The sequence below is a fragment of the Streptomyces sp. V4I8 genome, assembly GCF_041261225.1.
Lineage (GTDB): Bacteria > Actinomycetota > Actinomycetes > Streptomycetales > Streptomycetaceae > Streptomyces.
In genome coordinates this window covers 10,101,267-10,126,157 of the sequence record NZ_JBGCCN010000001.1, presented here as the reverse complement: position 1 = coordinate 10,126,157, position 24,891 = coordinate 10,101,267, and the positions used below count along the sequence as shown (strand labels likewise).

The 24,891-nt window shown below is 66.2% G+C and carries 15 protein-coding genes and 9 pseudogenes; 9 read left to right on the top strand and 15 right to left on the bottom strand.

Annotated elements, in window-relative coordinates; all coding sequences use genetic code 11:
• Positions 1 to 249: 249 nt before the first annotated feature.
• The 10 genes and pseudogenes from ABIE67_RS46080 to ABIE67_RS46035 all read right to left on the bottom strand — a co-directional run bounded on the left by ABIE67_RS46080 (position 250) and on the right by ABIE67_RS46035 (position 13,268).
• The gene (locus ABIE67_RS46080; protein WP_370252079.1) at positions 250 to 1,524 is read right to left on the bottom strand and encodes an IS701 family transposase; all 1,275 of its coding nucleotides are present in this window, start codon (positions 1,522 to 1,524) and stop codon (positions 250 to 252) included.
• A complete protein-coding gene (locus ABIE67_RS46075; protein WP_370268010.1) occupies positions 1,521 to 2,978 on the bottom strand; it encodes an IS701 family transposase in 1,458 nt (485 codons plus the stop codon). The genes ABIE67_RS46080 and ABIE67_RS46075 overlap by 4 nt, the downstream gene beginning before the upstream one ends.
• A gap of 101 nt (positions 2,979 to 3,079) precedes the next feature.
• Positions 3,080 to 3,527: pseudogene (locus ABIE67_RS46070) on the bottom strand (transposase); the annotation flags it as partial.
• Positions 3,524 to 3,799 (bottom strand): hypothetical protein, encoded by a 276-nt coding sequence (locus ABIE67_RS46065; protein ID WP_370269762.1) that lies wholly within the window; start codon positions 3,797 to 3,799, stop codon positions 3,524 to 3,526. The pseudogene ABIE67_RS46070 and the gene ABIE67_RS46065, both read right to left, overlap by 4 nt.
• 1,104 nt (positions 3,800 to 4,903) lie before the next feature.
• Positions 4,904 to 5,649, bottom strand: a pseudogene (locus tag ABIE67_RS46060) (transposase family protein); the annotation flags it as partial.
• Between the two features lie 206 nt (positions 5,650 to 5,855).
• Positions 5,856 to 6,663, bottom strand: a pseudogene (locus ABIE67_RS46055) (transposase family protein).
• Between the two features lie 93 nt (positions 6,664 to 6,756).
• Positions 6,757 to 7,482 (bottom strand): annotated as a pseudogene (locus ABIE67_RS46050) (transposase family protein).
• A 648-nt stretch (positions 7,483 to 8,130) separates the two neighbouring features.
• Complete coding sequence (locus ABIE67_RS46045; protein ID WP_370251912.1) at positions 8,131 to 8,910, bottom strand: transposase family protein; 780 nt, start codon at positions 8,908 to 8,910, stop codon at positions 8,131 to 8,133.
• A gap of 1,895 nt (positions 8,911 to 10,805) precedes the next feature.
• On the bottom strand, positions 10,806 to 11,507 hold the full coding sequence (locus ABIE67_RS46040) for a hypothetical protein (RefSeq protein ID WP_370268008.1): 702 nt from the start codon (positions 11,505 to 11,507) through the stop codon (positions 10,806 to 10,808).
• Between the two features lie 423 nt (positions 11,508 to 11,930).
• Positions 11,931 to 13,268 (bottom strand): annotated as a pseudogene (locus ABIE67_RS46035) (IS630 family transposase).
• Positions 13,269 to 13,436: 168 nt separating this feature from the next.
• Here ABIE67_RS46035 and ABIE67_RS46030 point away from each other — a divergent pair.
• Complete coding sequence (locus ABIE67_RS46030; RefSeq protein WP_370267846.1) at positions 13,437 to 14,816, top strand: IS701 family transposase; 1,380 nt, start codon at positions 13,437 to 13,439, stop codon at positions 14,814 to 14,816.
• A 40-nt stretch (positions 14,817 to 14,856) separates the two neighbouring features.
• Here the strand turns inward: ABIE67_RS46030 and ABIE67_RS46025 are convergent.
• A pseudogene (locus ABIE67_RS46025) lies at positions 14,857 to 15,873 on the bottom strand (IS630 family transposase); the annotation flags it as partial.
• Between the two features lie 75 nt (positions 15,874 to 15,948).
• Here ABIE67_RS46025 and ABIE67_RS46020 point away from each other — a divergent pair.
• Together ABIE67_RS46020 and ABIE67_RS46015 are read left to right on the top strand one after the other, a co-directional pair.
• On the top strand, positions 15,949 to 16,545 hold the full coding sequence (locus ABIE67_RS46020; protein ID WP_370268006.1) for a winged helix-turn-helix domain-containing protein: 597 nt from the start codon (positions 15,949 to 15,951) through the stop codon (positions 16,543 to 16,545).
• Positions 16,461 to 17,030, top strand: coding sequence for a transposase (locus tag ABIE67_RS46015; RefSeq protein ID WP_370269637.1), 570 nt, complete (start codon positions 16,461 to 16,463; stop codon positions 17,028 to 17,030). Before ABIE67_RS46020 ends, ABIE67_RS46015 begins: the two co-directional genes overlap by 85 nt.
• A gap of 14 nt (positions 17,031 to 17,044) precedes the next feature.
• On the opposite strand, the pseudogene ABIE67_RS46010 reads toward ABIE67_RS46015, so the two are convergent.
• Together ABIE67_RS46010 and ABIE67_RS46005 are read right to left on the bottom strand one after the other, a co-directional pair.
• Positions 17,045 to 17,164 (bottom strand): annotated as a pseudogene (locus ABIE67_RS46010) (IS630 family transposase); the annotation flags it as partial.
• Positions 17,165 to 17,269: 105 nt separating this feature from the next.
• Positions 17,270 to 18,499: pseudogene (locus tag ABIE67_RS46005) on the bottom strand (IS3 family transposase).
• Between the two features lie 123 nt (positions 18,500 to 18,622).
• Between ABIE67_RS46005 and ABIE67_RS46000 the strand changes: the two are divergent.
• The 4 genes from ABIE67_RS46000 to ABIE67_RS45985 all read left to right on the top strand — a co-directional run bounded on the left by ABIE67_RS46000 (position 18,623) and on the right by ABIE67_RS45985 (position 21,453).
• On the top strand, positions 18,623 to 18,952 hold the full coding sequence (locus ABIE67_RS46000; protein WP_370267990.1) for a transposase: 330 nt from the start codon (positions 18,623 to 18,625) through the stop codon (positions 18,950 to 18,952).
• Positions 18,940 to 19,860 carry an IS3 family transposase gene (locus tag ABIE67_RS45995; RefSeq protein ID WP_370267844.1) on the top strand — a complete coding sequence of 307 codons (921 nt, stop codon included), beginning with the start codon at positions 18,940 to 18,942 and terminating at the stop codon, positions 19,858 to 19,860. Before ABIE67_RS46000 ends, ABIE67_RS45995 begins: the two co-directional genes overlap by 13 nt.
• Positions 19,861 to 20,137: 277 nt before the next feature.
• Complete coding sequence (locus ABIE67_RS45990) at positions 20,138 to 20,992, top strand: IS5 family transposase (RefSeq protein WP_370268004.1); 855 nt, start codon at positions 20,138 to 20,140, stop codon at positions 20,990 to 20,992.
• Complete coding sequence (locus ABIE67_RS45985; protein WP_370268001.1) at positions 20,989 to 21,453, top strand: hypothetical protein; 465 nt, start codon at positions 20,989 to 20,991, stop codon at positions 21,451 to 21,453. The genes ABIE67_RS45990 and ABIE67_RS45985 overlap by 4 nt, the downstream gene beginning before the upstream one ends.
• Before the next feature lie 348 nt (positions 21,454 to 21,801).
• On the opposite strand, the gene ABIE67_RS45980 is transcribed toward ABIE67_RS45985, so the two are convergent.
• Together ABIE67_RS45980 and ABIE67_RS45975 are read right to left on the bottom strand one after the other, a co-directional pair.
• Complete coding sequence (locus ABIE67_RS45980; RefSeq protein WP_370267999.1) at positions 21,802 to 23,058, bottom strand: protein-glutamine gamma-glutamyltransferase; 1,257 nt, start codon at positions 23,056 to 23,058, stop codon at positions 21,802 to 21,804.
• A gap of 310 nt (positions 23,059 to 23,368) precedes the next feature.
• On the bottom strand, positions 23,369 to 23,809 hold the full coding sequence (locus ABIE67_RS45975) for a hypothetical protein (protein WP_370267997.1): 441 nt from the start codon (positions 23,807 to 23,809) through the stop codon (positions 23,369 to 23,371).
• 255 nt (positions 23,810 to 24,064) lie between these two features.
• Here ABIE67_RS45975 and ABIE67_RS45970 point away from each other — a divergent pair.
• Together ABIE67_RS45970 and ABIE67_RS45965 are read left to right on the top strand one after the other, a co-directional pair.
• Positions 24,065 to 24,169: pseudogene (locus ABIE67_RS45970) on the top strand (transposase); the annotation flags it as partial.
• Between the two features lie 367 nt (positions 24,170 to 24,536).
• Complete coding sequence (locus ABIE67_RS45965; protein WP_370267995.1) at positions 24,537 to 24,818, top strand: helix-turn-helix domain-containing protein; 282 nt, start codon at positions 24,537 to 24,539, stop codon at positions 24,816 to 24,818.
• Positions 24,819 to 24,891: the final 73 nt, after the last annotated feature.

The window sequence follows — 24,891 nt, the reverse complement described above, 5'->3', positions numbered from 1 at the left end:
CCTTCAGCTGTAGATCATGGTGGTTGCGGGAGTTCTGTTGGTGTGTCGGGTCCGGCTGGGACGGTGTGACCGTGTGCTCGGCGGCGTCGGTGGCAGGCACGGGCGATGGCCTGGTGGAGGCGGCGGTAGGCGGACCAGGCCAGGCCGTGCCGGATGCGTTGGTGGCGGTCGGGCAGCGGGGTGAGCAAGATGAGCAGGCGCCTGATCTCGAAGGCGGTGAAGCGGACGGGGGCGGGTGGGCTGCTGGGATCAGGCGGGTCCCCCTCTCTCGGCGACGGGTGCTGTCGGCGCGGGCTGGCCGTAGCGGGTCCGGGCCAGCGGGCCGTTCTCGCGGGCGGTGGCTGCGTCGCAGCCGACCAGGAACGCGGCGGCCAGCTGGGCGAGGGTGACGTGCCGGTACCAGCCGTGGAAAGAGCGGACCTCGTAGTCAGCCATCCCGCAGGCGGACTTCGCCAGCTTGATCGCCTCTTCCACCCGCCAGCGCGCGCCCGGCACCAAAACGATCTCCTCGACCGGGGTGTCGGCCGGGCCCCAGCCCAGGTAGTAGTCGCGTTTGCCGGGATCCTCCAGGCGGCGTCGCGCGACCAGCCACCGCGCCCACGCCTGGCCATCGACCATCTCCTCCTCGCCGGGGAGTCGCCGCACCCACCACTGCCACGTGCGGGTATCCAACTGGGAGGGCCCGGCGGGCAGTTCGACCCAGTCCTCCTCCCGCGCGACCCGCTCCACCAGCCGGGCGGCGTGCCGCCAGCCCGGACGCTGCAGCACCGGCGAGTTCGCCTGCACGTTGACCACGTACGGCAGACGATGTTCCTCCAGGAAGGAACGGAACGCACGCTCGCGCCCGTACACCTCGTCGGCGGCCACCCACACCTTCCCCGGCTCCTGAGGCAGGTCGGGCAGCGCCCGCTCGATCATCGCCTCCGCCAGCCGTGGCTTGGTCAGGAAGCCGCGCTGCTCGGGCACGTGCGCGGCCCGGCAGCGATCCGGCTCGTCCGTCCATTCCCGTGGCAGGTACAACTCCCGGTCGATCAACGCCTGCCCCGCACCGGTGGCCCACGCACACATCACCCCGATCTGGCAGGGGAATACCCCGCCGAGCGTCCCGGAGTGCTGCCTCGCCACCCCGGCCGAAGCCTTCCCGCGCTTGGCGAACCCGGTCTCGTCCACCACCAGCACCCCGGCCCCGCCGGGCCCCGCGCCCACGCCGTCGTCCGCCAGCTCGGCGACGGCGTACCGGCGGGTGAAGTCCCGCACCCCCTCCACGTCCCACTTCGCCCGGTCCAGCAAGTGCTGCTGGTTCCACGGCACACGCTCTCCGGCCCACTCCGCCAGCTGCCAGCCGTTCTTGCGCGAGACCGGCCCCAGTAGGCCCCGGACGCACATCTCCCCATGCCACTGCGTCTCCACCCGGCCGAACAGGTCCCCGACCCCCACCAGCAGATCGTCCAGCCGCCCCGCCCACTCCTCCGCCCACTCCCGGTCCGACACCTCGACCGGGACATCCAGCAACTCCGCCTTCATACACGGCAGTTACCCAGCTTAGAGACCCTCGAACTCCCGCAACCACCATGATCTACAGCTGAAGGGACAGTCACGGCAGCTGTAGTTCTTGATCGGTTGGTCATTGTTGCTGGGCAGGTGGTTGCTGCGGCGGTGATGTTGTTCCAGCGGCGGTGGGCTTCGGTGGCTTGCTGTTGATGGTGGCGGCGCCATGCGGACCAGTGCAGGAGGTGCTCCAGGTCGCGGCGGGGAGGGCGCAGGGCGGTGGCGCGTAGGAGTCGCAGCAGCTCGCGGGTGCTTGAGGGGGCGAGTGGGCCGCTGGGTGTCTGGGCGGCGGCGCGGGCTTGGGTGACGGCCAGGATGGCTGCGGCGAGCATGCTGATCAGGCTCCAGCGCATCCAGGAGTTCCAGCAGGTGGTCTGGCCCTCGTCCAGGCCGCAGTCGGATTTTCCGGCCTGGAAGTCCTCTTCGATTTTCCATCTGCAGCACACCACATCGACCAGGGTGGCCATGGTGACCGCGGTTGCGGAGTGGCAGCGGTAGAAGGAGAGTTCGCGGGTGTAGCGGTGGCGGCGCACCAGCAGGTAGGAGTGGCCCGGCCCGGCGCTTTCGGGGGTGTCGTCGGCGAGGACGCCGATCATGGCCCAGTCGTAGTGACGGTCGCCCTTGGTCCCGTGGCCGGTACGCATGCGCATCCAGGTGCGGCGGGGTAAGCGGGCGGCGAGTTCGGTGGCGGTGAAGCGGCCGGCTGGGGTGGTGACGCGGTGGTCGGCGCGGACCGCGAGGGCGTAGTCGAGGCCGAGTGCCCGTGCATGCCGTCGCAGCTCGCGACCGCCGTACACCTCGTCGCCGGCCAGCCAGCGGGCCGGTATCCCCAGGGCACGTACACGCTGCAGCATGGCGGCCGCGAGCTGTGGCTTGGTGGCGAACAGGGTCTCGTCGGGGACGTGGGTGAGCAGGCGGCGTTCCTCGTCGGCGGCCCACCCGGCGCCCAGGTAGAGGGCGCGGTCGATCAGCGTGTGCCCGCTTACCGAGGCGTAGGTGAGGTGGACGGAGACCTGGCACAGACCGATACCGCCGAGCGCCCCGGCGTACTGGTGGGCCGCTCCCACGCAGTCGGTCGAGGACTTCTCATCACCGGTCTCGTCCACGATCAACACCGCCTGGTCGTCCGCGAGTTCACCGGCCGCCCAGGTCATGAGCCGGTCGCGGGCCAGATCGTGGTCCCACACACCACGGGAGAGGAAGTGCTGCAGCCGGTGCGGGCCCGAGTGCCCCAGCGCCTCGCCGAGCGTCCAGCAGTTGCGCGTATCGAGCTCCATCAGCATGCCCTCGGTCATCTCCCGCGCCAGCAGGCGCGGTTCCCGGCGCGGGAAGCAGTCAGCGACCTCGGCCATCACCGCCCCGAACGCGGCCGTCCACTCCTGCCCGGCTATCGTGGCCTCCACGGCCACCTGTTCCTTGATCGTCGTCACAAACGCTCATGATCACGGTGGCCGTCCCCCTACCCTCGGCCGCCCCCGCACCCCCGTTGACCAGCACGAACACGCCAACGATCAAGAACTACAGCTGCCGTGACAGTGGCAAAAGTCGACTCAATGGGGGTTGGTGGTGCGCAAGTGGATCCAGTGCTCGGCGGGGAAGTCGTAGAAGGCCAGCAGCTCGTCCACGTCGTCGGTGATCTTCTTGACGGCCTTGGGTAACTTCGCTCCGTAGGTCTTGGCGAACGCGGCCACAGCTCTTTGTGCATGGTCGCGGTCCTCGGCGTTGTATATCTCCTGCAGGGCCTTTTTCGTGCCGGGCTGGGCGGACTTCGGCAGGGCGTTCGCAACATTAGCGATCTTATGAACCCAGCACCTTTGATGGCGGGTTTCGGGGAACACCTCGGCCAGGGCCTTCCAGAAGCCGAGTGCGCCGTCGCCGACCGCGAGGACGGGAGCGTGCATGCCGCGGCGGGCGCAGTCCCGCAGGAGATCCGCCCATGAGTCGGCGGATTCGCGGTAGCCGTCCCTCATGGCGATCAGCGGCGCAACGTCGGCCTGCTCGATGACCAGAAGTCGATCACTCGGGAAGGTACGCCCTTCGCGTCCATCCCGAGGCCGATCCACAAGTCATGATCATTGCTCCCCGCCGCCGCGTCGACGTCCTGCGCGCCATGCTCAAACTCCGCGCCCTCCACCAACCCGGGCACGAACAAACAGCCTGACCAAGCCCCCAGACCTTGACTGACCAGATAGAAGCGCCTCCCCGCGTTAGCCACCTCGGGTACGGCCATGACCAGGAGGTGGAACGCCATGCGGCACCCCACACCGCAGACTTTTCCGTGCTGCACGCAGCCTGCGCGACGTTCAAAGAACGCGGCTCAAGGCGAAGCGTCCGAACTACCCGCCAGCCTGACATTAGCAAGATCTGAAGGGCCCGTGGTCGAGGGCCTGGGCTGGTGGTGAAGGCTGTAGGTGGAGCCGTCTGTTGAGCGCAGATGCGTACTCGTCCTTCGGTCGTCCCGTCGCGTGGCTGGATTCAGCGTCCCCGATGCGGACTTCTGACGGAAACGGGATTCGGAAGAGCAAATGTGGGCAGGCGCCTTCATAGAGGGACGCACCGAGTGCAACAGGTGACCGTGCTCGATGCGCTCATATCGATTCCACTACAGCGGCGCCAGGCTGATTGGACAAGGAAGGCACGCGCACAAGCAGGTAGGAGGATGTGGAAGCATGGCACAAAGGCACACGGGGGTACTTGAGTCAGATGATGACGTTGGGCGCTCATCCCCTCTTCCTCTGCATCCCAGCCGAAGCGTCCGCCAGGTCCCGCATGACCTAGTTGCCAATCGGGAAGAGCTGCGCCGAGTCCGGGAGGAGCTGGAAATCATTACTACATCGCTAGCGAGCGACGTAGCAGAGACGGGCACGACGAAAGCCCACGAGACCGCACAGCTCAACCCAGGTCGTCCTCCATCGCACGCCTCGTTCCCGGACGTCAGCGAGCAAATCGGTCAGCTTCGACAGCGACAAGCCACGCTCCTTGAGCTGCTCATCGGCCACTGGATCTGGGGCGAACTAGATCCCTCCGATGTCTCCGCGCTGTGGAACGAAATGCACAACCCCGGCGCTTCTTCCAGCTCTTGATCCTGCCGCCCCGCTAGCCCCACGAGTCATAGTCGATGCGCCAGACGGCCACTCGTTGTGCGCAGCCTAGCCGGCGAGTGTCGCTGGGGCGGGTGCCGCTCTTCTCCCTGCGCAGATCTTGAGAGGCCTTTTAAAGCAGGTCTGCAGCACGCGAAATTGTCTGCACAACCTGACCAGCACCGAGCTCCTTCCCTTGGCCTGCACACGACCGACGAGCCGGGCTCGTCGCAGCCCCTGCATGATGGCCTCGCACCTCTCCGCCGTCGAGGGTACTGACGCTCCAGCGTGAGGACGGCGGCACATATGGACGTCATTCGATTCGGGCTGCACCGGGCTTTGCGGACGATGCGCCAGGACTTCAGGCGGGCCACGCCCCGCTCCACCGGTGCCCGTGCAGCGGAGAGCGCGCGGTTGACCGTGCGCTGGGTGAGCGACAAGTCGCCACCCGGCGGGCGCCTGACCGGTGTGCTCACCCATGGCCCGGCACCCAGGCAAGCGCGGTCGGCGAGCACGGGGACGCCCCGGCGCTCACAGGTCCGGATGATCCGGTGGGTGCGGGCCGCGGTCAAGTCGTGGGCACGGCCGGGCAGCGCGGGCGACAGCCACAGCAGCCGCGCCGCCGGATCGTTCACCACCTGCACGTTCCACCCCGTGCCGGCGGCGCTTGTGAGCGTAGTCGGCCCGGCCGTCGCCGACCCGGCCGCATTCCGCGAGGCTGCCATCGAGCAGGACGAAGTCGGGGTCGGCCTCGCGCAGAACGCGCAGCAGGCCGGGTGCGCGGTCGGCGAGCAGGCCGATGACGGCTGTCGTGCACGCGTGGGCGGTGCCCCACGGAGATGCCGAAACCGGCCGCGATCTGCATGAGGGTGTCGTGCCGACGCAGGTACACCAGCCCGACCAGGGCACACTGGTGCGGCGGGAGCTTGCAGCGGCGGTCACCCTCGCGGGTGACGATGAGCATGGTGACCCACTCGACGAGCGCGTGAGGCAGATCGAGTGCGGCAGGACAGGGAACCAACGAGGCTCCTGTGCCGCTGGGTTGAGACTTCGAACACCTCCCTCAACAGCACGGAAGCCTCGTACGTTGTGGGCCCCAACCCCGTCCCCCCGACCAGTGGCCAAGCTGAACAACCTCAGTGACACCCGATACCACAAATGTAAGTCGAGCGTCAGCTCGACGTATGGTTCGGATGGAATGGTCGCTTTTGAGTCAGTGAGCCTCTTTCATCCCGTGTTTGCGCAGATCAGGAGGGCGTGTACGGCGCGGACTATGCGGCTGAGACGGTTGGTTGAAGCAGCGTGCCCTTCGGAGTAGGGGCCAGGACTTGAGCTGGGCGCAGGCGCGTTCACCAGATGCGCGCAGGCGGGCGTGGTCGCGGTTGTACTGCTGGTAGCGCTGGGGTAGTTCGCGGTGTCCGTAGTGCGGGGTGCGGACGGTGGCGCCGGCGCCCTGGTAGGCGCGGTCGGCCAGGATGAGAATCTGCCGGGTCAGGCAGGCTTGGATGATGCCGTGGGCGCGGGCGGCGGTCAGGTCGTGGGTCCGTCCAGGCGTTGCCCGGGAGAACCACAGCGGGGTTCCGTCCGGCGTGGTGATGACCTGGACGTTCATGCCGTGCTTCTTGTTGCTTTTGCGAGTAGTACGGCTCATCCGCCCGGATGCGGTCGATGGGAATCAGCGTCCCGTCGATGATGACGAAGTCACCTTCGCCCAGGCCGACGAGGGCCTCGTGCAGGCCCGGTGCCCAAGCGGCCAGGACCTCGACGGTCTCGTCCACGTATCGCCACGCCGTCGCCTCCGACACCCCGAACCCGGCCGCGACCTGGGCGAGCGTCTCGTTCTTGCGTAGGTGGGCCAGGGCCAGCAGAGCCTGCTTGAAGCAACCCGGCTTCCGCCAGGGCGAGTTCAGTTCACGCCTTCGGGCGTAGATGAGCCAGGAGACATGCTCGACCAGCTCATACGGGACGTCGGGCATGGAAGGATACGGAACCAACAGAGCCCCTCGGCCGCCGGTGTGATGAGTGAGATCACCACGCCAACGACGAGGGGCTCTGCCACGTCACCACTACCGCTGACCAGCTCATTTTACTCTCACGGCACGGGATGAAAGAGGCTCACTGAGCTCTTTCAGCGTTGCCGCTCCAGCGTGAGGACGGCAGCGGCGATTGACGTCATTCGATTCGGGCTGCACCGGGACCTGCGGAAAATGCGCCAGGACTTCAATCGTGCGACGCCGCGCTCGACCGGGGCCCGGGCTGTGGACAGCGCGCGGTTGACGGTTTGCTGGGTCGGTGTGAGCTGGCGGCCCGGCGGGCGTCTGCGGGGTGTCGTCACCCACGGGCCGGCTCCCATGTAGGCCCGGTCAGCGAGGACTGGACGCCTTGGCGTTCGCAGATCCGGATGATCCGGTGGTTGCGCGGCCGGGCAGTGCGGGTGAGATCCACAGCAGCCGGCCGTCTGGATCGGTCACCAGTTGCACGTTCACCCCGTGTCGGCGGTGCTTGTGGGAGTAGTCGGCCCGGCTGTCGCCGACTCGGTCGCACTACGCGAGGGTGCCGTCCAGCAGGACGTAGTCGGGGTCGGCTTCGCGCAGGGCACGGAGCAGGCCGGGCGCGCGGTCGGCGAGCAGATTGATGACGGCTGTCGTGTAGGCGTGGGCGGTGCCGACGGAGATGCCGAAGCCGGCCGCGATCTGCGCGAGGGGGTCGTGCCGGCGCAGGTACACCAGGCCGACCAGGGCACGCTGGTGCGGTGGGAACTTGCAGCGGCGGTCACCCTCGCGGGTGACGATGAGCATGTGACCCGCTCGACCAGGGTGTGGGGCAGGTCGAGTGCGGCAGAATACGGAACCAACGTGGCTCCTGTGCCTGTGGGTTGAGACTTCGAACACCTCCCCCAACGGCACGGGAGCCTCGTGCGTTTCACACACCACCAGCGTCACCCGATCAGTGGCCATACTGAAAACGCTCAGTGAGACTGCCGCTCGGCAAGAGATCGAGGGATTGGCTTCGTGGTCCACTCGTCTTCGATGAGACGACTACTGACCCCGTAGGTTCCCTCAATCAGGCGCTCGCATAGTGAAGGCTATGCATGGATCATGTAGATATGCAAGATCCAATTGATGTCGCGATGGCATTATCAGCTCTGGAGATCGAGATGCATAGCCTAGAGAAAGACGGTGATTACACGATGGCCCAGCTGTCCAGGAGGGTATGCGGAGACGGGGTCGTGGAGCGGCAGGAATGTCTCCTCAGAAACCGAGGAGACGTACGCGCGCCAAGCTGGCATGAGGCAGTTTGTTGGTGTCGCGACGGCGCTTCGATCAGCGTCCCGACGCCCCTGAGAGGGTAATTCGGAACGGGCGGGATGTTAGCCACATTTACCCTTTCGGAGATGTCCTTTAGGCGGTTACACGCCAGCGCCAACGAGGGACTTAAGGTCTCGACTCGTCAAAGTCGCGGGCTTCCCACTCGTTACTTAGCCTGAGGCTTATTCACGGGGTCACCAGCCGTTCTTGTAGAAGGCGAGGGCGGTGACGGTCTTGGCGACGAGGGGGAACCGAGTGAGAGGGCCGCGATAGCGAGTGGCGAGGACCTTCCAGTCCTTCAGATGTGCGATCGCTCGTTCGACGGCGGCGCGGAGCTTGCCGATGCTCTGGTTGAACACCTTGTCTTTGACGGGGCGTTCCTGACCGGGTGGCTTGCGGCGGGCGGTGAGCATGCCGGAGCCGGCATAGCCCAGATCCCCCATGCTCTCCCGGTCGGCGAAGGCTTTGGGAAAGTGGGACTGGCGCCAGGCGTACATGTCGTGCCGGCTGCCGGGTACCGGCGCGGAGACGGCGAGCAGGTCCCCGCTGAGAGTGGCGGCGACCTGCAGGTTGAAGCCTGTGTCACGATGCTTGCCGGAGAACATCGTGGTGCCCTCGCTCGCCCAGTCCCACGTGGTGACCAGGGTCCCGTCGACCAGGACGATCCTGCCGTGTGAGGCGTCGGCGGGGTCGGGCACATGCTCGGCCAGGGCCGTCTCCACCACCGGGAGCAGCGTGGTCCACCGGCGCGAGACGGTGGCCTGGGAGATGTGGAACAGTTCCGCCGCCGCTTGCTGGACGGGGTTCTGCCGCAGCAGGAACAACACCAGGACCACGGACTTGTACAGGCCCAGCGCCCACATCCGTCCCGGCACCACGGGCGGATCGGGGTCCTCCACCAGCATCGTGTGGACCCGGACCACCAAGGCCTCCAGTTGATCCGCTTCCAGCCCTGTCGTAACGTTCCAGCTCAACGGCCCTACCCCGGTGGAAAACTGACGTCGTCGCAAACGCCAGGCTACCGAGCAGGGCCGTCTTGCTGATCAAGAAACCAAGCCCGTGAATAACCCTCCCTGCCTCGCTGGATCTCCCGCATTGCCTCGTGGAGGCGGTCACTATGCTCATCGTTCTCCCAGAGGTGCTTTAGCCCAAGCTACGCCGCTCCCCCTCCCTCACCCTGGTCGCTGGCGTACCTGCGTCACGACGATTCCATCGCTCAGGTCGCGTCAGGCTTCGGTTCGCTGTCGCCACTGCCTCACCTGCGTCTGCTTCGTCATCCCTCGCTCGCCCAAAGCGCCGCGGGCCGCCCACTGGCACTGCATGAGGGACTTCTACGGCGAAGTAGCAAAGGGGTCAGCAAGGCCAGTGCCAGTGTGATCACGCGGCGAGCTCCTAATGCATGGTGCTCCCGATACTGATGGGACGACACCAACTGCGGCTGTCTGCGGCAGCGAGGGCCAGCCACCTGCGAATTCCGTTCCTACCTCACCCACCCACCCGTGTGTGCGGCTTCGCAGGGGTGTGAGCGCAACGAAGGAGGCGGAAACGGACTGCTCCCATATATGCCTTGCCCACGCTTACTTCCGTCCGATGCCTCAGCTTGACTGTCCCACTGGCACCGCAAGCACCTACAGACGATCAGCATGGCACGAGCGGAGGGAGCTGCTGTGCAAGACCCTTGCTTATTCACCGAGTTCATGTCCACACGGGGCAGGGCCATGACCTGTCGAGCATCGGAGGACGGTTCTGTGGCCCAACCCCAGCACGGGCCTGCGGAGACCGGGGTCCAGGGCCAAATCGCAGCCGTATCCTGTGGCGACGGTCGCAGCGACCCGGACCGGACCAACTGCCCGGTCAATCCCGGGGTTCATCGCCCCAATGACTGTCGGACCTGAGAGCATGTTGAACTGGATTCCAGGCCACAAGCATCGTCCGTGAAAGTGGAGCCTCTGACCGTGCTGCGATGGTGAATTGCGGTCATTACTCCCATTAGTGAGTAATGACCGCACTGTCGTTGATGCCTCAGTCGGATGGCAGTCATCCGCTGACATGCACAGACTCGACATCGCTAACTCCGTCGCGAGTTCCGCATCAGTGACGGTTTCGCGTCCTAGTCGTCCCGGCTGCCTGACTGCAGGTCAAACGAATGGGTATATAGCCCAAAACAGCCCGACGCGTATCAACGGCTCAGAGCCGGTCTGCTGCCAGCCAGACGCACGAGATCCCGTTCGGTGAGCCAATCACTGGGGTGATGAACATGTCCCGCGCACCCAACACCCGTCTGGAGACCCTAGTTCAAGCGGCGGGGCTGAGCCCGGCGCAGCTAGCGCGATCGCTGCGCAAACTGGCCGCTGAGCAGGGTCTGTCTCTGTCATATGACCGCACCACAGTGCGGCGCTGGCTGGATGGGACTCGACCCCGACCACCAGCGCCCGCGCTGCTACTGGAATGCCTGTCCCGCCACCTTGGCCGACCGATCACAGCGCAGGAAGCCGGCCTCACACACTCGCCTGCTGTTGTCGTGGACCCGGTGTGGGAGGCAGAACCTCTACGCAAACTGGCCCAGCTCACCAATGCGGAACTCGACCCCGCTCGCCAGTCACTGCTGGGAACCGATGGCTTCAGCCTTGCCGCCCTGATGGTGCCTGAGCGATTCACTTCCGCAGCAGACGAGCCCGCGTCACCCCGACGTCGCGCCGCACAGCCCCTATCTGGCACGACAGAACGTTGGCACGCCATGTCTCTCCTGTTCCACAGCGCGGCCGAGAAATACGGCGGGGAGCCAGTCAGGGCGGCCCTGGCCGCATTTCTCACGCACTGCGTCATCCCTGTCCTACGCACACCAGCACGCGAGGCACACGACCCCGACCTACTGTCCACAGCTGCTCAACTCGCCTTGTTGCTGGGCAATGTAAGCGTCGATAGCGGCCATGATCGGACTGCACAGCACTACCACCACATAGCCGCCCGACTGGCGGCCGAAGCCAGGGAGTACGGCACGTTGGCCATTGCCTTGCGCACGATGGCCACTCATGCCCACGAACTGGGTCATCACACACCCACCGTCTTTCACCTCAGCGAACAAGCAGCCTTGCACGCTCGCGCCGCGCTGCCCGCCGTCCAGGCCTACGCGCACGCTCACCTCGCCGTGCTTCAGGCGTACCACGATCGCCGCGCTGCCCTGAATAGCCTGGCCTACGCCGAGGGTCTTCATTCTCATGCCAGCGCTCCCCCGGGCCCCTTCACCGCCTATCCTGCCGCGGCCCTTCACTATCAACGTGGCGAGGTGCTGATGATCCTCCGCGACTACGCCGGCGCCGTGAACGCGCTGAACGCATCTCTGCGCCTGCGCACATCGGCTGAAGATCGCGCCGCCGCTCTCACACGTGCTCGCCTTGCAGAGGCCTACCTGAAGGTAGGCCACGTCGATCAAGCTCTCACACACGGGCAGGCGTTCCTCGCCGCGTACCCCCTCCTCGGATCCGCCCGAGCCGCGCGCCGACTTCGCACTCTTCGTGAGCAGCTCCAGCATCACCAGCGCCACCATGCAACCCGCCAGCTCATGGCCCAAGCACGCCTCCTCGAATAAAGCCGACCGACCGGCCTCGCGCGAACGTTCGCATCAATGCCGGCCTTCACGAAACGACGAGAGCGCCATTCATCCGAAGGACCGTGCCCACCCCACCAGCCAGCCATTTCGAGTTAACAGTCTGGATCCCTCGAGGAGCTGGAAGCGGATCAGTCCGTTCGAAGCATTCGAGCTCGTAACACGTCCATGCCAAGCACATCCTCGATGCGGCGTCAGACTGCCGTTGGCATCGGATAGAGGACTCTGCCATCGCCAGGTACTCCCCATCACCAGTCTATGGCCCACAACGGGGCACCCGACTCTGAACCGCCCCGTGTCAGGTAGAGACTCGATTCCGTGAAAGGATTGAGTCATGGCACGACCCTCCCGTTTCATGCGCCGGGAAATTGCAGGCTTAAGTCTTTATCAAGTTTCGGTGGTCGGTGGGTTGATTTTGGTGAGGTAGTCGGCGAGGGAGTTGAGGATCTCGTCGGCTGTCTTGGTCCAGGTGAAGGGCTTGGGGTTCTCGTTCCATCCGTCGATCCAGGCCCTGATGTCTTGTTCCAGGGCCTTCACGGAGGTGTGCACGCCGCGGCGGATGAGCTTGTCCGTCAACAGGCCGAACCACCGCTCGACCTGGTTCATCCACGAGGAGCCGGTAGGGGTGAAGTGGACGTGGAAGCGCGGGTGCTTTCCGAGCCACGTCTTGATCTCGGCGGTGTTGTGGGTGGCGTAATTGTCACAGACCAGGTGGACGTCGAGGCCGGCGGGCACCGCCTTGTCGATCCGGATCAGGAACTTCTTGAACTCGATGGCCCGGTGGCGGCGGTGCAGCTGCGATATGACGCTGCCGTCGGCGATGTTGAAGGCGGCGAACAGGCTGGTGATGCCGTGCCGGTAGTAATCGTGGGTGCGCCGCTCGGGCATGCCCGGCATCATCGGCAGCACCGGCTGCGAGCGGTCCAGCGCCTGGATCTGGCTCTTCTCATCCACGCACAACACCACCGCCTTCTCGGGCGGATGGTGGTACAGGCCGACGACGTCGACGACCTTCGCGACGAACTGCGGGTCGGTGGAGAGCTTGAACGCGTCCTGCAGGTGTGGCTTGAGGTCGAACTTCTTCCAGATCCGCCCGATGGTGGACTTCGACAGCCCGGTGCGGGCAGCCATGGGGCCCGCGACCAGTGCGTGTCCTGGACCAGGGGTGGATTCCAGCGTCGCGACGACAACGTCCTCGACCTGGTCCAGAAGGATCGAGGGCGGCCTGCCGGGCCGCGGCTCATCACTCAGCCCGTCCAGCCGCTAGCGGATGAACCTCGACCGCCAGCGGTTCACCGTTCCGTGCGATACACCGAGCTCGGCGGCGATCTCCTTGTTCGTCCCGCCGTCCGCGCACCGCAGCACGATCCTCGCCCGCAGCGCCAAAAACTGCGCGGTCTTCGCCCGCCGCGCCCAGCGCGTCAACTCCGCACGCTCAGCCTCGGTGAGGACCAGGTCCGGCTTGCGCCGACCCGGCCGTGGCTCGTCGGCCAGACCTGCCAGCCGGTGAGCTGCGAACCGGGAGCGCCACTTGCGAACCGTCGCCACGTTCACGCCCAAGTCGGCCGCCACCTGGGAACTTGACGCACCATCTGCACACGACAGGACGATCCGAGCACGATCGGCCGAACGAGATCCCGCCCCACCACCCGCCCAACGCGACAACTCGGCGCGCTCCTCCTCGGACAACACAACCTCGACAGCACGCGGACCCCGATGCGACATGAAAACAGACTACAGACTTAAGCCTGCAATTTCCGGCGCATGACACTAGCGGTGGTTTGTTGACGGCGGGTTCGTCCGGGAGTAGGCCGTGAAGGTGAAGGCGGTAACTACGGTCTGGGGGAGCCCGAGATGACGAAGAGGCTGCCGTGTACGCCCGCTCCAGGTCCGTTGGAAGCGTACGCTGCCCGGTTCGATGACCTCTTCTCCACGCTGGCTCAGCGCCGGGGGTTTCGCGAGTACCTGGCCGGGCTGCTGCTGCCGCGGGACCGGAACAAGACACTCACCTGCCTGGCCGGTACGGAACCCGTGGTCGGTGCCCAGCACGCGGCAGCCCAGCGGCTGCAGTTCTTCCTGTCCGAGTCGACCTGGGACCGGGAAGTGGTCAACGCCCGCCGCCTGGAGCTGTTGCTGGCCGATGCGGCCACTGCCCCGCACCCGGGCGGGGTACTGGTCGTCGACGACTCCGGTGACCGCAAGGACGGTCATGCGACCGCGCACGTGGGCAAGCAGTACCTGGGCTCGGTCGGGAAGATCGACCGCGGTGTGGTCACCGTGACCACGTGCTGGGCGGACGAGCGGGTCTACTACCCGCTGCACGCCGTCCCCTACACCCCCGCCCACCACTTCCCGCGCCGCAAGAGTGATCCCGCATTCCGTACGAAGCTGCAGATCGGGGCCCTCCTGGCCCGTCAGGCCGCAGAAGCAGGGGTGTCCTTCCGGGCGGTAGCAGCCGACTGTGCCTACGGCGACCACGACAGCTTCCGCCGTGAACTGTCCGACGCCCACTTGCCATTCGTGATGGCCCTCAAACGAGGCCACGGCAGCTGGCAGTACAAAGATGCCTTCCGGCCCGTCGATGCCGCCCGCGAGCTGGCCTGGCGGGGTCCCGAGCAGCCCGGTGACTGGCAGCCGGTCACCCGCGCTTTCCGCGACGGCCGCACCACCACCTGGTGGGCCGCCGACGCCCAGCTGGGCTGGTGGGGGCCCAACGGCGCGATCCGGCTGGTCGTGGCCACCACCGACCCGGCCACCCTGCCCGAGAACGCCACCTGGTACTTGGCCACCAACCTGCCCCGCCCCGGCTCACCCCGCGAGCAGCACAGCCGGCACCCGGCCGCTGACCTCACCGAAGTCGTGCGGATCTACGGGCTGCGGCACTGGGTCGAACAAAGCTACAAACAGGTCAAGGACGAACTCGGCTGGGCCGACTTCCAGGTCCGCTCCGACACCGCCATCCGCCGCCACCAGACCCTCGTGAACTGTGCGTTCAGCTTCTGCTGGAACACCTGGTTCACCCCCGACCCACCTCCGCCCGCCCTGGCCGGCCCGCCATCCGCTCCCGACGCACTGTCAGGACCGGCAGAGAGGGGGAGAACCCGCGTCCCAGCAGCACCGACCGGCCTGCTGGCCCCAGGCACTACGGGCCGTCCGTGGCTGGCTGACGCCCTGGGCCACGCTGCAACGCTACTGGCGGGCATGGTCACCCAAACCCCCGCCCGCAGCACTCCAGGAGCTGATCAACACCGTCGGCTCCGGCAGACCTCTTGACCTCTACTGCCCGAGCTAACAAACCACCGCTAGTGGTGTGTCAGGCAACGTTCGCCCTGTTCACGACCTCGCGGAGGTGTTCGTCGGCGGCGTGCTTGTTCCGCCAGATGATGTAGCGGCGGATCATGCTTCCCTGCTCCTTGTGGCTGGCGTGGTCGGTGCCGTCGAGAGCGAAGTAGCGCAGGGCGGTGAACTGGGCCTCGATCCGGTTGAGCCAGGAGCTGTTGGTCGGGGTGTAGGCAATCTCCACGTTGTTCGCCGCCGCCCAGGCCGCGACCCGCTGGCACCGCTTCGTCGTCAGGTGCGGGGAATAGTTGTCGCAGACGATCGCGATGCGCAGGTTCGCCGGGTGCAGTGAGCGCAGGTAGCGGCAGAACTCCAGGAACTTCGACCTGGTCTTGGTCTTCTTGATGTGCCCGTAGAGCTGGTCCTTGGCCAGGTCGTAGGCGGCGAGCAGGTGGCGGACCCCGTGGGGGCGTGTGTAGGTCGCCCGGCGCCGGGGTCTGGGATCGCGGTCGGGATCCTTGTGCTTCCCGCCTCGCTCGGTCCAGTGCCAGCCGGGGTGGGGCTGAAGGTTGAGCGGGCCGAACTCGTCCATGCAGAAGACCACTTCTGGCTCGCCTTCCTCGGGTATGATCTCTGCGTCGGCGATCGCATAGAGGTGCTCCACCCTGGCCTTTTTCGCCTCGTAGTCGGGGTCCTTCGAGGTCTTCCGGGTCTTCACGCGTTGAAACGAGACGCCCTCCTCGCGGAGCAGGACCCGAAGGCCCTCGTGGCTGATGTCATCGACCACCCCCTCGGCGACCAGGAAGTCCGCCAGCTTGGCCAGGCTCCAGGTCGAAAACGGCAGGCCGTGTTCGGCCGGCTTGGACTTGGCGATCTTCTTGATCTCCCGGCGTTCGGGCAGGGTGAAGGTTTTCGGCCGGCCGCCCTTGTACGTCGGGTAGAGCGCCTCGAAGCCGTCCGCGTTGAAGTTGTGGAGCACATCCCGGACCCGGTCCGGGCTGGTGAATGTCACCTCGGCGATCTTCGCCACGGGCATGCCCTGCGCGGATACTGACCTGAGCGCTTCGAGGTGGTTGGTCTACTTGCCGGGGCTGACTGGTCGTCATTTGCGCGCTATGTCATAGGTATGCGCTATGCGGATGGGGGCGGGCTGACGGCGAAGGGCCGTCAGCGCCGCGAGGCGGTGCGGCTGGAGGCCGCGGGGTTGTTCGCCGAGGGGATCAAGCCGCCGGAGGTCGCCCGCAGGCTGCGAGTGAGCTCCAAGTCGGCCTACCAGTGGCACCTGGTGTGGAAGCGGGGTGGGGTGAGAGCGCTCGCCTCGCGGGGTGCGAGCGGGCAGCGCTGCAAACTGTCGGCGCGGTGCCTTCAGAAGCTGGCCTCCTGCCTGGAGGAGGGGCCGGCGGCGCACGGCTGGGACCAGGACCAGGTCTGGACCGGTGCGCGGGTGGCGACGCTGATCGGCAGGGAGTTCCACGTCTCCTACAGTGTCTCGGGCGCCACTCGTCTCATGCGCCGCCTCGGGTTCACCCCGCAGGTCCCCGCACGGCGGGCCGCGGAACGCGACGAGCAGGCCGTCACCGCGTGGAAGGAGGCGACCTGGGCGGAGGTAAAAGCGCCCGTGCGGCCTGCGACGGCTTCATCTGCTTCGAGGACGAGGCCGGGTTCACCCGCAGGCCGCCGAAGGGCCGCACCTGGGGCAGGCGGGGCATCACCCCGGTCGTGAGGGTCAGCGGCCGCCGCTCGGGCAGAGTCTCCGTCGCCGGGCTGATCGCGATGCGTCCCGGTTCACGGACCCGGCTGTGCCACCGGCTGCGGCTGCACACCGGGCGCAAGGGCGAACGCCGCAGCCTGTCCGAGGACGACTACATCCGCCTGATCGACGGGATGCATCAGCTGGTCAAGGCGCCCATCGTGCTCGTATGGGACCGGCTGAACACCCACGTATCCCACACGATGCGCGACCTGATCGACGCGCGCGACTGGCTGACCGTGTTCATCCTTCCCGCGTACGCACCCGAGCTGAACGCGGTCGAGTACCTGTGGGCCCACGTCAAACGCAGCCTCGCCAACCTCTCCAGCGTCGCCCTCGACCGCCTTGCCACACTCGTGCGCAACCGACTCAAACGGCTGCAGTACCGCCCCGACCTCCTCGACGGCTTCCTCGCCGGGACCGGGCTCGCCCTCGACCTCCCACCACCATCACCCTGACGCGCTGAGGTCAGTAACAGCACCATCTGGGCCCGCCGCCAGGTCACCACCGAACCGGTGCCTCTGCGGATGATCCGCAGCAACCGCCTGCCCTCGTCGTCATCAATCTCCCGGACCTGCACACGTTCCGCCACGTGATCATTCTGGCCGTCCGATGCAGTCGGGCGCAGCAGACCGAGCGATGCATCACGACAGGGCGAACGGGCCTTCCACCCGAAGGGTGGACACCTGTTTGTTTGTTATGCGGCGAGTGTCAGGGTAGCTGACATCTGTTCGTAGGCGACGGGGCTGAGCTGTCCGTTCGCCGAGTGGCGGCGCCAGGTGTTGTACCGCGTCAGCCAGCGGAAGACGGTACGCCGGCAGGCGCCGGCCCCGTCGAAGCGCCGTGCTCCCTTGAGGATCTCCCGTTTCAGAGACGCGTGGAAGGACTCGCAGGCGGCGTTGTCCGCACTCGTCCCGACGGCACCCATGGACTGGGTGACTCCCAACTCCCGGCAGAGGCCGGCGAATTCACGGGATCCGTACTGCGCCCCGTGATCGCTGTGGAAGATGGCGCCGTCGAGGCTGCCACGGGTGGCGGCGGCCATCTTCAGCGCGTCGGCAACGAGGTCGGTGCGCATGTGATCGGCGATCGACCAGCCCGCCACCCGGCGTGAGAAGCAGTCCAGGACCGTAGCGAGATAGAGGTGCTCGCCGTCTCCGACGGGGAGATACGTTATGTCGCCCATGTACTTCAGATTCGGCGCGGCAGCGGTGAAGTCCCTCTTGAACAGGTCCGGCACCGGCGTCTGCGACGGCTCGGGGATGGTGGTGCGTATGCGCTTGCGCAGGTGGAAGCCGGTGATGCGGAACTTGCGCATGACGCGGGCGACCCTCTTCTCGTTGATGTGCATGCCGTGGGTGTCGCGGAGCTCGGCGGTGATGCGTGGGGCGCCGTAGGCGCCGTCCGAGTCCGTGTGCACGGCCCGGATCCTGTCGGCCAGGACCTGGTCGTCCCGCTCGCGCTGGGCACGGGCCTCACGCGAAGAGCGCCACTTGTAGTAGCTGGAGCGGACGACGTCCAGCACGTGGCAGAGCCGCTTGACCTCGAAGGTCTCGCGATGGTCCTCGAAGGTACTGGAAGCGGCTCGTCACCAGCTCATCTCGGAGGCGAAAAACTTCGTGGCCTTGCGCAGGATGTCGCGCTCCTGGGCGAGCGTCGCATTCTCCTTGCGCACCGTCTTCAGCTCCGTGCGCAGGGCCGCTAACTCGGCCTCCAGCTCTTCCTTCGTGGCCTTGCTCACCGGGGTGTCCTTCATGTTCTTCGTGGGGCTGCCGCCGCGGGCGCGGTCGGCGCGGATCCAGTTCCGCAGCGTCTCCGGGTTGATCCCCAGATCGCGGGCGGCCTGCACGATCGTGAGGTCGGGGTCCGAGTGGTACAGCGCGACGGCGTCGGCCTTGAACTCGGGCGAATAAACCTTCATCACCATAAGTGGTCCCTCCTGCCAGCCCCTCACCGGGGCCGATCGAAGGTGTCCACCACTGCGGGGGAAGTGCCAACTGAGGTTCCCCTCATAGCGTGGAGTCCGTGATACCAGGGGAAGTTGAGGTTCATGGGGTCCAAGCAACAGAAGTACGACGCCGAGTTCCGTGAAGGTGCTGTACGCATCGTGATCGAGACGGGCAAGCCGATCCCGGAGGTCGCCGAGGATCTCGGAGTGCATCCGGGGACGCTGCACAGCTGGGTCTCACGCTGGAGGAGGAACGGCTCGGCCTCCTCCGACCGGCCCGCGCCCGCCTCCTCGGGCGGCCGGCTGCGGGAGGGTGAACGCGCTGAGCTGGAGCGGCTGCGCCGGGAGATGAACGAGAAGAACAAGCGCATCCGCGAGCTGGAGATGGAACGTGACGTCTTCAAACAGTGCATGGCCTTGTGGGTGAAGTAGCTGCCGCGGACCCGGCCCGGCTGGCCGGGGTGATCAGCGACTGCAAGGCCGAGAAGAACATTCCGCACACCACGTCCTGCCGGGTGCTGGGCGTGAGCGAGTCGTGGTTCTACAAGTGGAAGGACAGGCCTGTCACCGCCCGCGAAGTGCGGCGCGGACAGCTGGCCGAGGCCGTCCGGCGCGTCTTCGACGCCTCGGGCGGCACCTACGGCTCCCCGAAGGTGTGGATCACGCTCGTCAGGCAGGGATGGCGCGTCTCGGTGAACACCGTCGCGAAGACCATGGCCGAGCTGGGCCTGGCCGGACGGAAGGTACGCCGGCGTCGCGGGCTCACCCGCCCCGGTAGGCGGGCCGCGGCGCCGGACTTCGTGCGCCGCGACTTCAGCGCGGATGCCCCGGACCAAGTCTGGTGCGGCGACATGACCGAGATCGTCACGGGTGAGGGCAAGCTCTACCTGGCCACGGTGATCGACCTGTTCTCACGCCGCCTGCTCGGTTACGCGATGGGCGCTCGCCACGATGCCGAACTCGTCGTGGCCTCACTGCACATGGCCGCAGCCACCCGCGGAGGCGACGTGAAAGGCGTGATCTTTCACAGCGACAGGGGCAGCGAGTACGTCTCCCGCCGGTTCAAGCGGGTCTGCCGCCGTCTCGGCGTGACCCAGTCCATGGGACGCGTCGGCTCATGTTTCGACAACGCCGTCAGCGAGGCATTCAACAGCGTCCTCAAGGTCGAATACATCTACCGGCACACCTTCGACACCCGTACCGAGGCCCGGCTGAAGATCGCCACGTGGATCACCGGCTTCTACAACACCCGCCGACTACACAGCGTATGCGAGTACCACAGCCCGATCGACTACGAACATATGCATCGGACCGGCTCCGCCCTGGAGCTGGCCGCCTAGAAACTCTCCACACAACGAGGGGATTGACAAGATCATCCGCTGCCTCAAGCGATACCTCGCCCGAGAGATCTACCAGATGGTCAAAGCACAGCCGAACCCGCCCGAGCGGCTTGACGAACTATAGGAGCGTCAACGCGATGGCCGAGGCCCTGAACGGCACCTTCAAGGCGAACTGAGTGGACGTTAAGTCCGATCTTCCTCGGTTCGTGATCGCTCGATCGAGGTACTGATCGTCGGGCGGGCCATCTGTTAGGCATGTGCATGCTGAGATGCGGGCATGGAGCGAGAGCCGTACCCCAGCGACTTAGCGGACGAGCAGTGGGCGTTGATCGAGCCGATGATCACGGCCTGGAAACAGGACCGGGTGGCACGGTCAGCGACCGGAGATCCCGGATCCTGCGATCTGCGGGAGGTCGTGAACGCGATCTTCTACCAGAACCGGACGGGCTGCCAGTGGCGCTGCCTCCCGCATGATCTGCCGTCCTGGTCGGCGGTGTTCTACTACTTCGGCCTGTGGCGCCAGGACGGGCTCGACCAGCGGATTCAGGAACTCCTGCGCTGCCAGGTGGGGGAGAGAGCGCGGCGATTAGAGGACCCGTCCCTCGTGATCATCGACACCCAGTCCGTGCGCGCGGCGGCGGGTGTCCCGAAGACCACGACGGGGCTGGACGCCGGCAAGAAGGTGTCAGGGCGCAAGAGGGGACTGGCCGTGGACGTCCTGGGACTGGTCATCGGTGTCGTAGTGCTGGCTGCATCCGCCCACGACAACACCGCCGGCACCGCCCTGCTCGACCAGGCCGCCGAACGGTGCGGAATGCGCCTGGAGAAGGCCCTGGTGGACAAGGGCTTCAAGGACCAGGTCATCATCCACGGCGCGTTGATGGACATCGACGTCGAGGTCGTCCGCCGCAACCCCGACGACCAGGGCAAAGGCTTCGTTCCGCAGCCGAAGCGGTGGATCGTGGAACAGGTCAACGGCATGCTGATGCTGCACCGCCGCCTGGCCCGCGAGTACGACCACCGGCCCGACACCTCCGCCTCACGCGTCTACTGGGCATCCATCGCGAACATGTCCCGCCGCCTCACCACGCCCTCCCCAGCCTGGCGCGACACCCTCGACCTGGCCGCATGAACATCATCGAGCTCCTGGCAGACCTCCAGGCCCAGCACGATCAGACCGCGGTCCGGGCCGGTGAACTACGCGACCAGATCGCGCACTTGACCGTCGCGCTGGCGGAGACCGAAGCCCACCTCACGGACCTGGCCACCACCCGGAAGGTCATCGCGGAGGCCGCGCCGGCAGGAGCCGAACCCGACCCGCCCGAGACCAGCACCGCCTACCAGGCCAACGTGAACGCCTTCAACCAGCACCCCGACCAGGAGTTCAGAGCCCGCGAGCTGCACGAACTCCTCGGCATGCCCACCCACGAGGCATCGGTCAAACCAGCTGCCAAGCGGCCGTCCTGCTGCCGTCCGGGCACTGCACCGTCGGGCCGGAGTCCGTCTGATACCAGTACGCGCAATCACCCTGGTCGGCCCACCCGACGTGGTCACCGCCGGGTCTGTTGCGCATATGGATGGTGGTGCCCTTGAAACTTCTGCCCGGCCCACCGCTGTCGTCGGGTCAGCCGAAGTCGAGCGTCTCCTGTACCGGGGCAACCAGGGCCGGATGGAAGGTCATGCGCCGTCCTGGCGCACGACCTTCCAGCAGTCGGTCAGCTCCCGTCCTTTCCAACCCTGGGCAGAATGCCCCAGGGGCAGAGGCGGGTTGGCCAGGCCCTTCGCCAACTGCTCGCTGCCAACCGCAGCGGTCTGAAGCTCTGCCGCTGTCGTAGCCGCTTCGGCCTTGGGGTCACGGCCTTGATCCAAGCGGCAACACCCGTAGCATTAAGGAGCGTTGAACAGGGCCGGGCGGCAGCCCGGTCCTCCTACCCGATTCTGTTACGGCCAGCCTTGCTTCACCTTGGCGGGGGCGGTGTTCCAGCTCTTGGGTATGAACGTGACTACGTAGGCTCCGCGGTCGAAGTCCGCATACCCGGCAGACCAGTTCCGGAACTTGCTCTCGTATACATCCATGGGGCCCACATCGCTATTGGGTGCGTGGTAGTGGTTGGCATGGGTCCATATGGTTTTGTCGGCATCCGCTTCTGTTTGAGCTCCAAACCAACCGTAGTCGAAATTAATCCAACTTTCGCCAGGGTTAGCCGGACTACGCGGAATATTTCTGTCCTTCGACATGTCGACCAGGCCTGTATTCTGATCGGGGCGGAAGGCATCCGGGTCGCCGTACTTCCTCTTGTCGGAGGAGCCCCGCTGGTCCTGCCCGCTCCAGAAGTGCTTCGAATAGATCACCGCCTTCATCTTGGATGGGTCGTAGTTACCTCCGTCCCTTTCCTTGAAGGATGGCGTATTCCTCAGTGCCGAGTAGAAGTTCGAACGACTGTCTTCATGGAGCAGAGCGTCATCATTGTTCGCGAGCTCTGTCTTGAGGTTGTCGATGTAAGTCCCCTCGTCGTGGGAATTTTCCAGGGCCTTGTTCATGATGGACGCCACATCACGCGCCCGCTTGAAGCCCTTCCCCTCGTCGAAACTGCCCTTGGCGATGCGTCCCTCAAACTCCGCCTGCGTTTCATTGGGCCGAGGTCTGGTGTTTTCCAGGTCGTTCTTGTACTTGTTCTCGTCGAAGAACGCGAACGCCAGCTTGTTTGTCGGGTAGGGGCCCGAATTGACCCAGGTGACGCCAACGCAACCGTAGGACAGCTTTTCTCGCTGCTCCTCGGTCATTTGCTGTGCCTGGCCGTCGCGGTGACTGTAGACCTGCTGCCACTTGCGTATGTAGTTGTTGACGACCGTTGTGGCCCTACCTCCGTAGGCCTGGTACGCGTCAGGCATCCTGTTGAGCGGCTCGGCGGGGGGAATTTCCCTGTCGTCGACAACTTCGGGGGCCCGGAAGAACGCGCTGGCACTCGGCGGCAATTCCGCCCGGGACTTGCCAGGTTGTCCCAGAGTCAGAGCTCTTTCGTTGAGTGCGTTGATGTTCTTGACGTCATCCGCCGTCAGGCCGTGCGTTTCAGCGTAGGACCCCTTGTTTTCCCCGTTGCGGCCACTGGCGGCCTGGCTGACCGAAGGCATGAATCCGGCGGTGCCTATGACCGCACTCACAGTGGCGACGGCGAGGAATCTCCGACGTTGATACATGAAAATCAGTAACTCCCTTGTGGTGAAATCTCGTTGAAACGAGGGCATGCGAGAGCACGACGCGGTGGAGAGAGTGGAGAGGTTTGCGGCGAGCTGCCGCTCAGGCCCTTGGCCGTGCTGTCCTGCGTCGCTGCGCCGACGGCAGGAAGGCCGCCGCCGCGAGGCGGAAAGAGATGCAGTAAATGCGGGTGATGGCGGTGGCAGTGCGGTCGTCGCCGGTCATGACCGTGGGGGACGCCGGGTGGGCTGGGCGCGACTAGGTCGCCACCCGGCCTGGCTGGCCACCCGGTCGGGCGGGGCCGGTGGCTCGCTACATCAGGGTCGCCGCCGAGGCGATGACGCGGGCCCGGTCCGGGTGGTCCGGGTCACCGTAGCGGACCTCGACGCGCGGGTGGGAGCGCATGAAGTCGGTGTCGACGAGGCGGACCTGGCTGGGGTGGTCGACCGTGCGTACGGCGATGTCCGTGTCGAGGAAGAAATTGAACTCCCCCGTGGCCGGAGCGTAGACGAAGAACTTGCGGCCCTCGAACTTCTGCTGCGCGACGTTGTCCGTCAGGACCAGGGACCAGAAGCCCACACAGTGACCCGCGGGACACATGAACTGGAAGTCGGCCCGCAGGCCGTCCAGTTCCATCCAGCGGAAGGGGTTGTCGTCGTCCGCGTTGATCGAGGCGGCGGTCGCCGGAGCGGTTGTGTCCGGAGCGGCCGCCTGGGCTCCCTGCGTGAGGGGCAGGGTGAGGGTCGCGGTCACAGCGACGGTAGTAAGGGCGCGGAGAGCGGTTCGGCGTATCACGTCTCGTCTCCTGGATGAGTGATCAGGTTGATACGAGCAGTGATCATGTCCTCGTGTTAACTCCCCGGCAACAGCATGGCTTTAAAACCGGCCACCCTGTCACGCGCCCAATCCCCCCGCCTCGGCCGCCACCCGACCGCTCGGTTTCTTTGCCAGGTCGGGGCTGGGGTAACCGCCCGGACCAGTACACACGCCGCCGGGCCGGGCGCCTAGGACGGCCGGATGTCGGTCGCCGTGGCGCCGCAATACTGCGGTGTTCTGCGTAACCGTGCCAACTGCCAGCTCGCGGTCAGCATCCACACATCCAGGGACACCGCCTGGCCGAGCTGACGGCGAACTCACCGTGCCGTCGGCCACTTCCTGATTCAGCGCACCCGACCGCCGCCGCACGAGATCGCCCGGAGCACCGCAGCGAAGGTACTGATCCTGCCCGCGTCCGCGATCGGACCGCTACTCACCGAGCGGATGATCACAGGGGCGGCGACCACGCCCAAAATGCGGCCACTCTTGGCCACGTCAACCTGGTCGGCGAGACCTTCCAGGCCTCGGCCCAGCTGGAGCACGGGCCGCCCACAACGCCCTGGCCGAACTCATCAAAGGCGTCCTGAGGCGCCAGGCCAACATCACCGAGCCGGCTTCTCGCCCTCTCGCTGGCCCGCGCCGCGCAGGACCTCGCCGATCGCCGGTGGCCGATCCGGACCTGTCCCCGTCGACGCTGGCGAGGCAACTCGGCGTCTCGGTACGCACCCTGCACCGGCGTTCGCCGCCACCCAGGAGACCGTGGCCCGGCTACGTCCGCCGCCATCGGCTCGAGCGGGCCCGGGCCGACCCGCTCGCCGACCGAGGCAGCGTCTCCGACCTCGCCGCACACTGGCAGTTCGCCGACAGCAGCCACTTCGTCCGGGCCTTCAAGCGAGCCTACGGCTGGACCCCCACCGCGTACGCGCGCGAATGCGCCCCTCGATGACCAGGCGACCGCAACCCACGTACTCTGTTCAGGTTCACTGATTCAGCTCTTTCAGCGTGTCGGCGACGGCTCA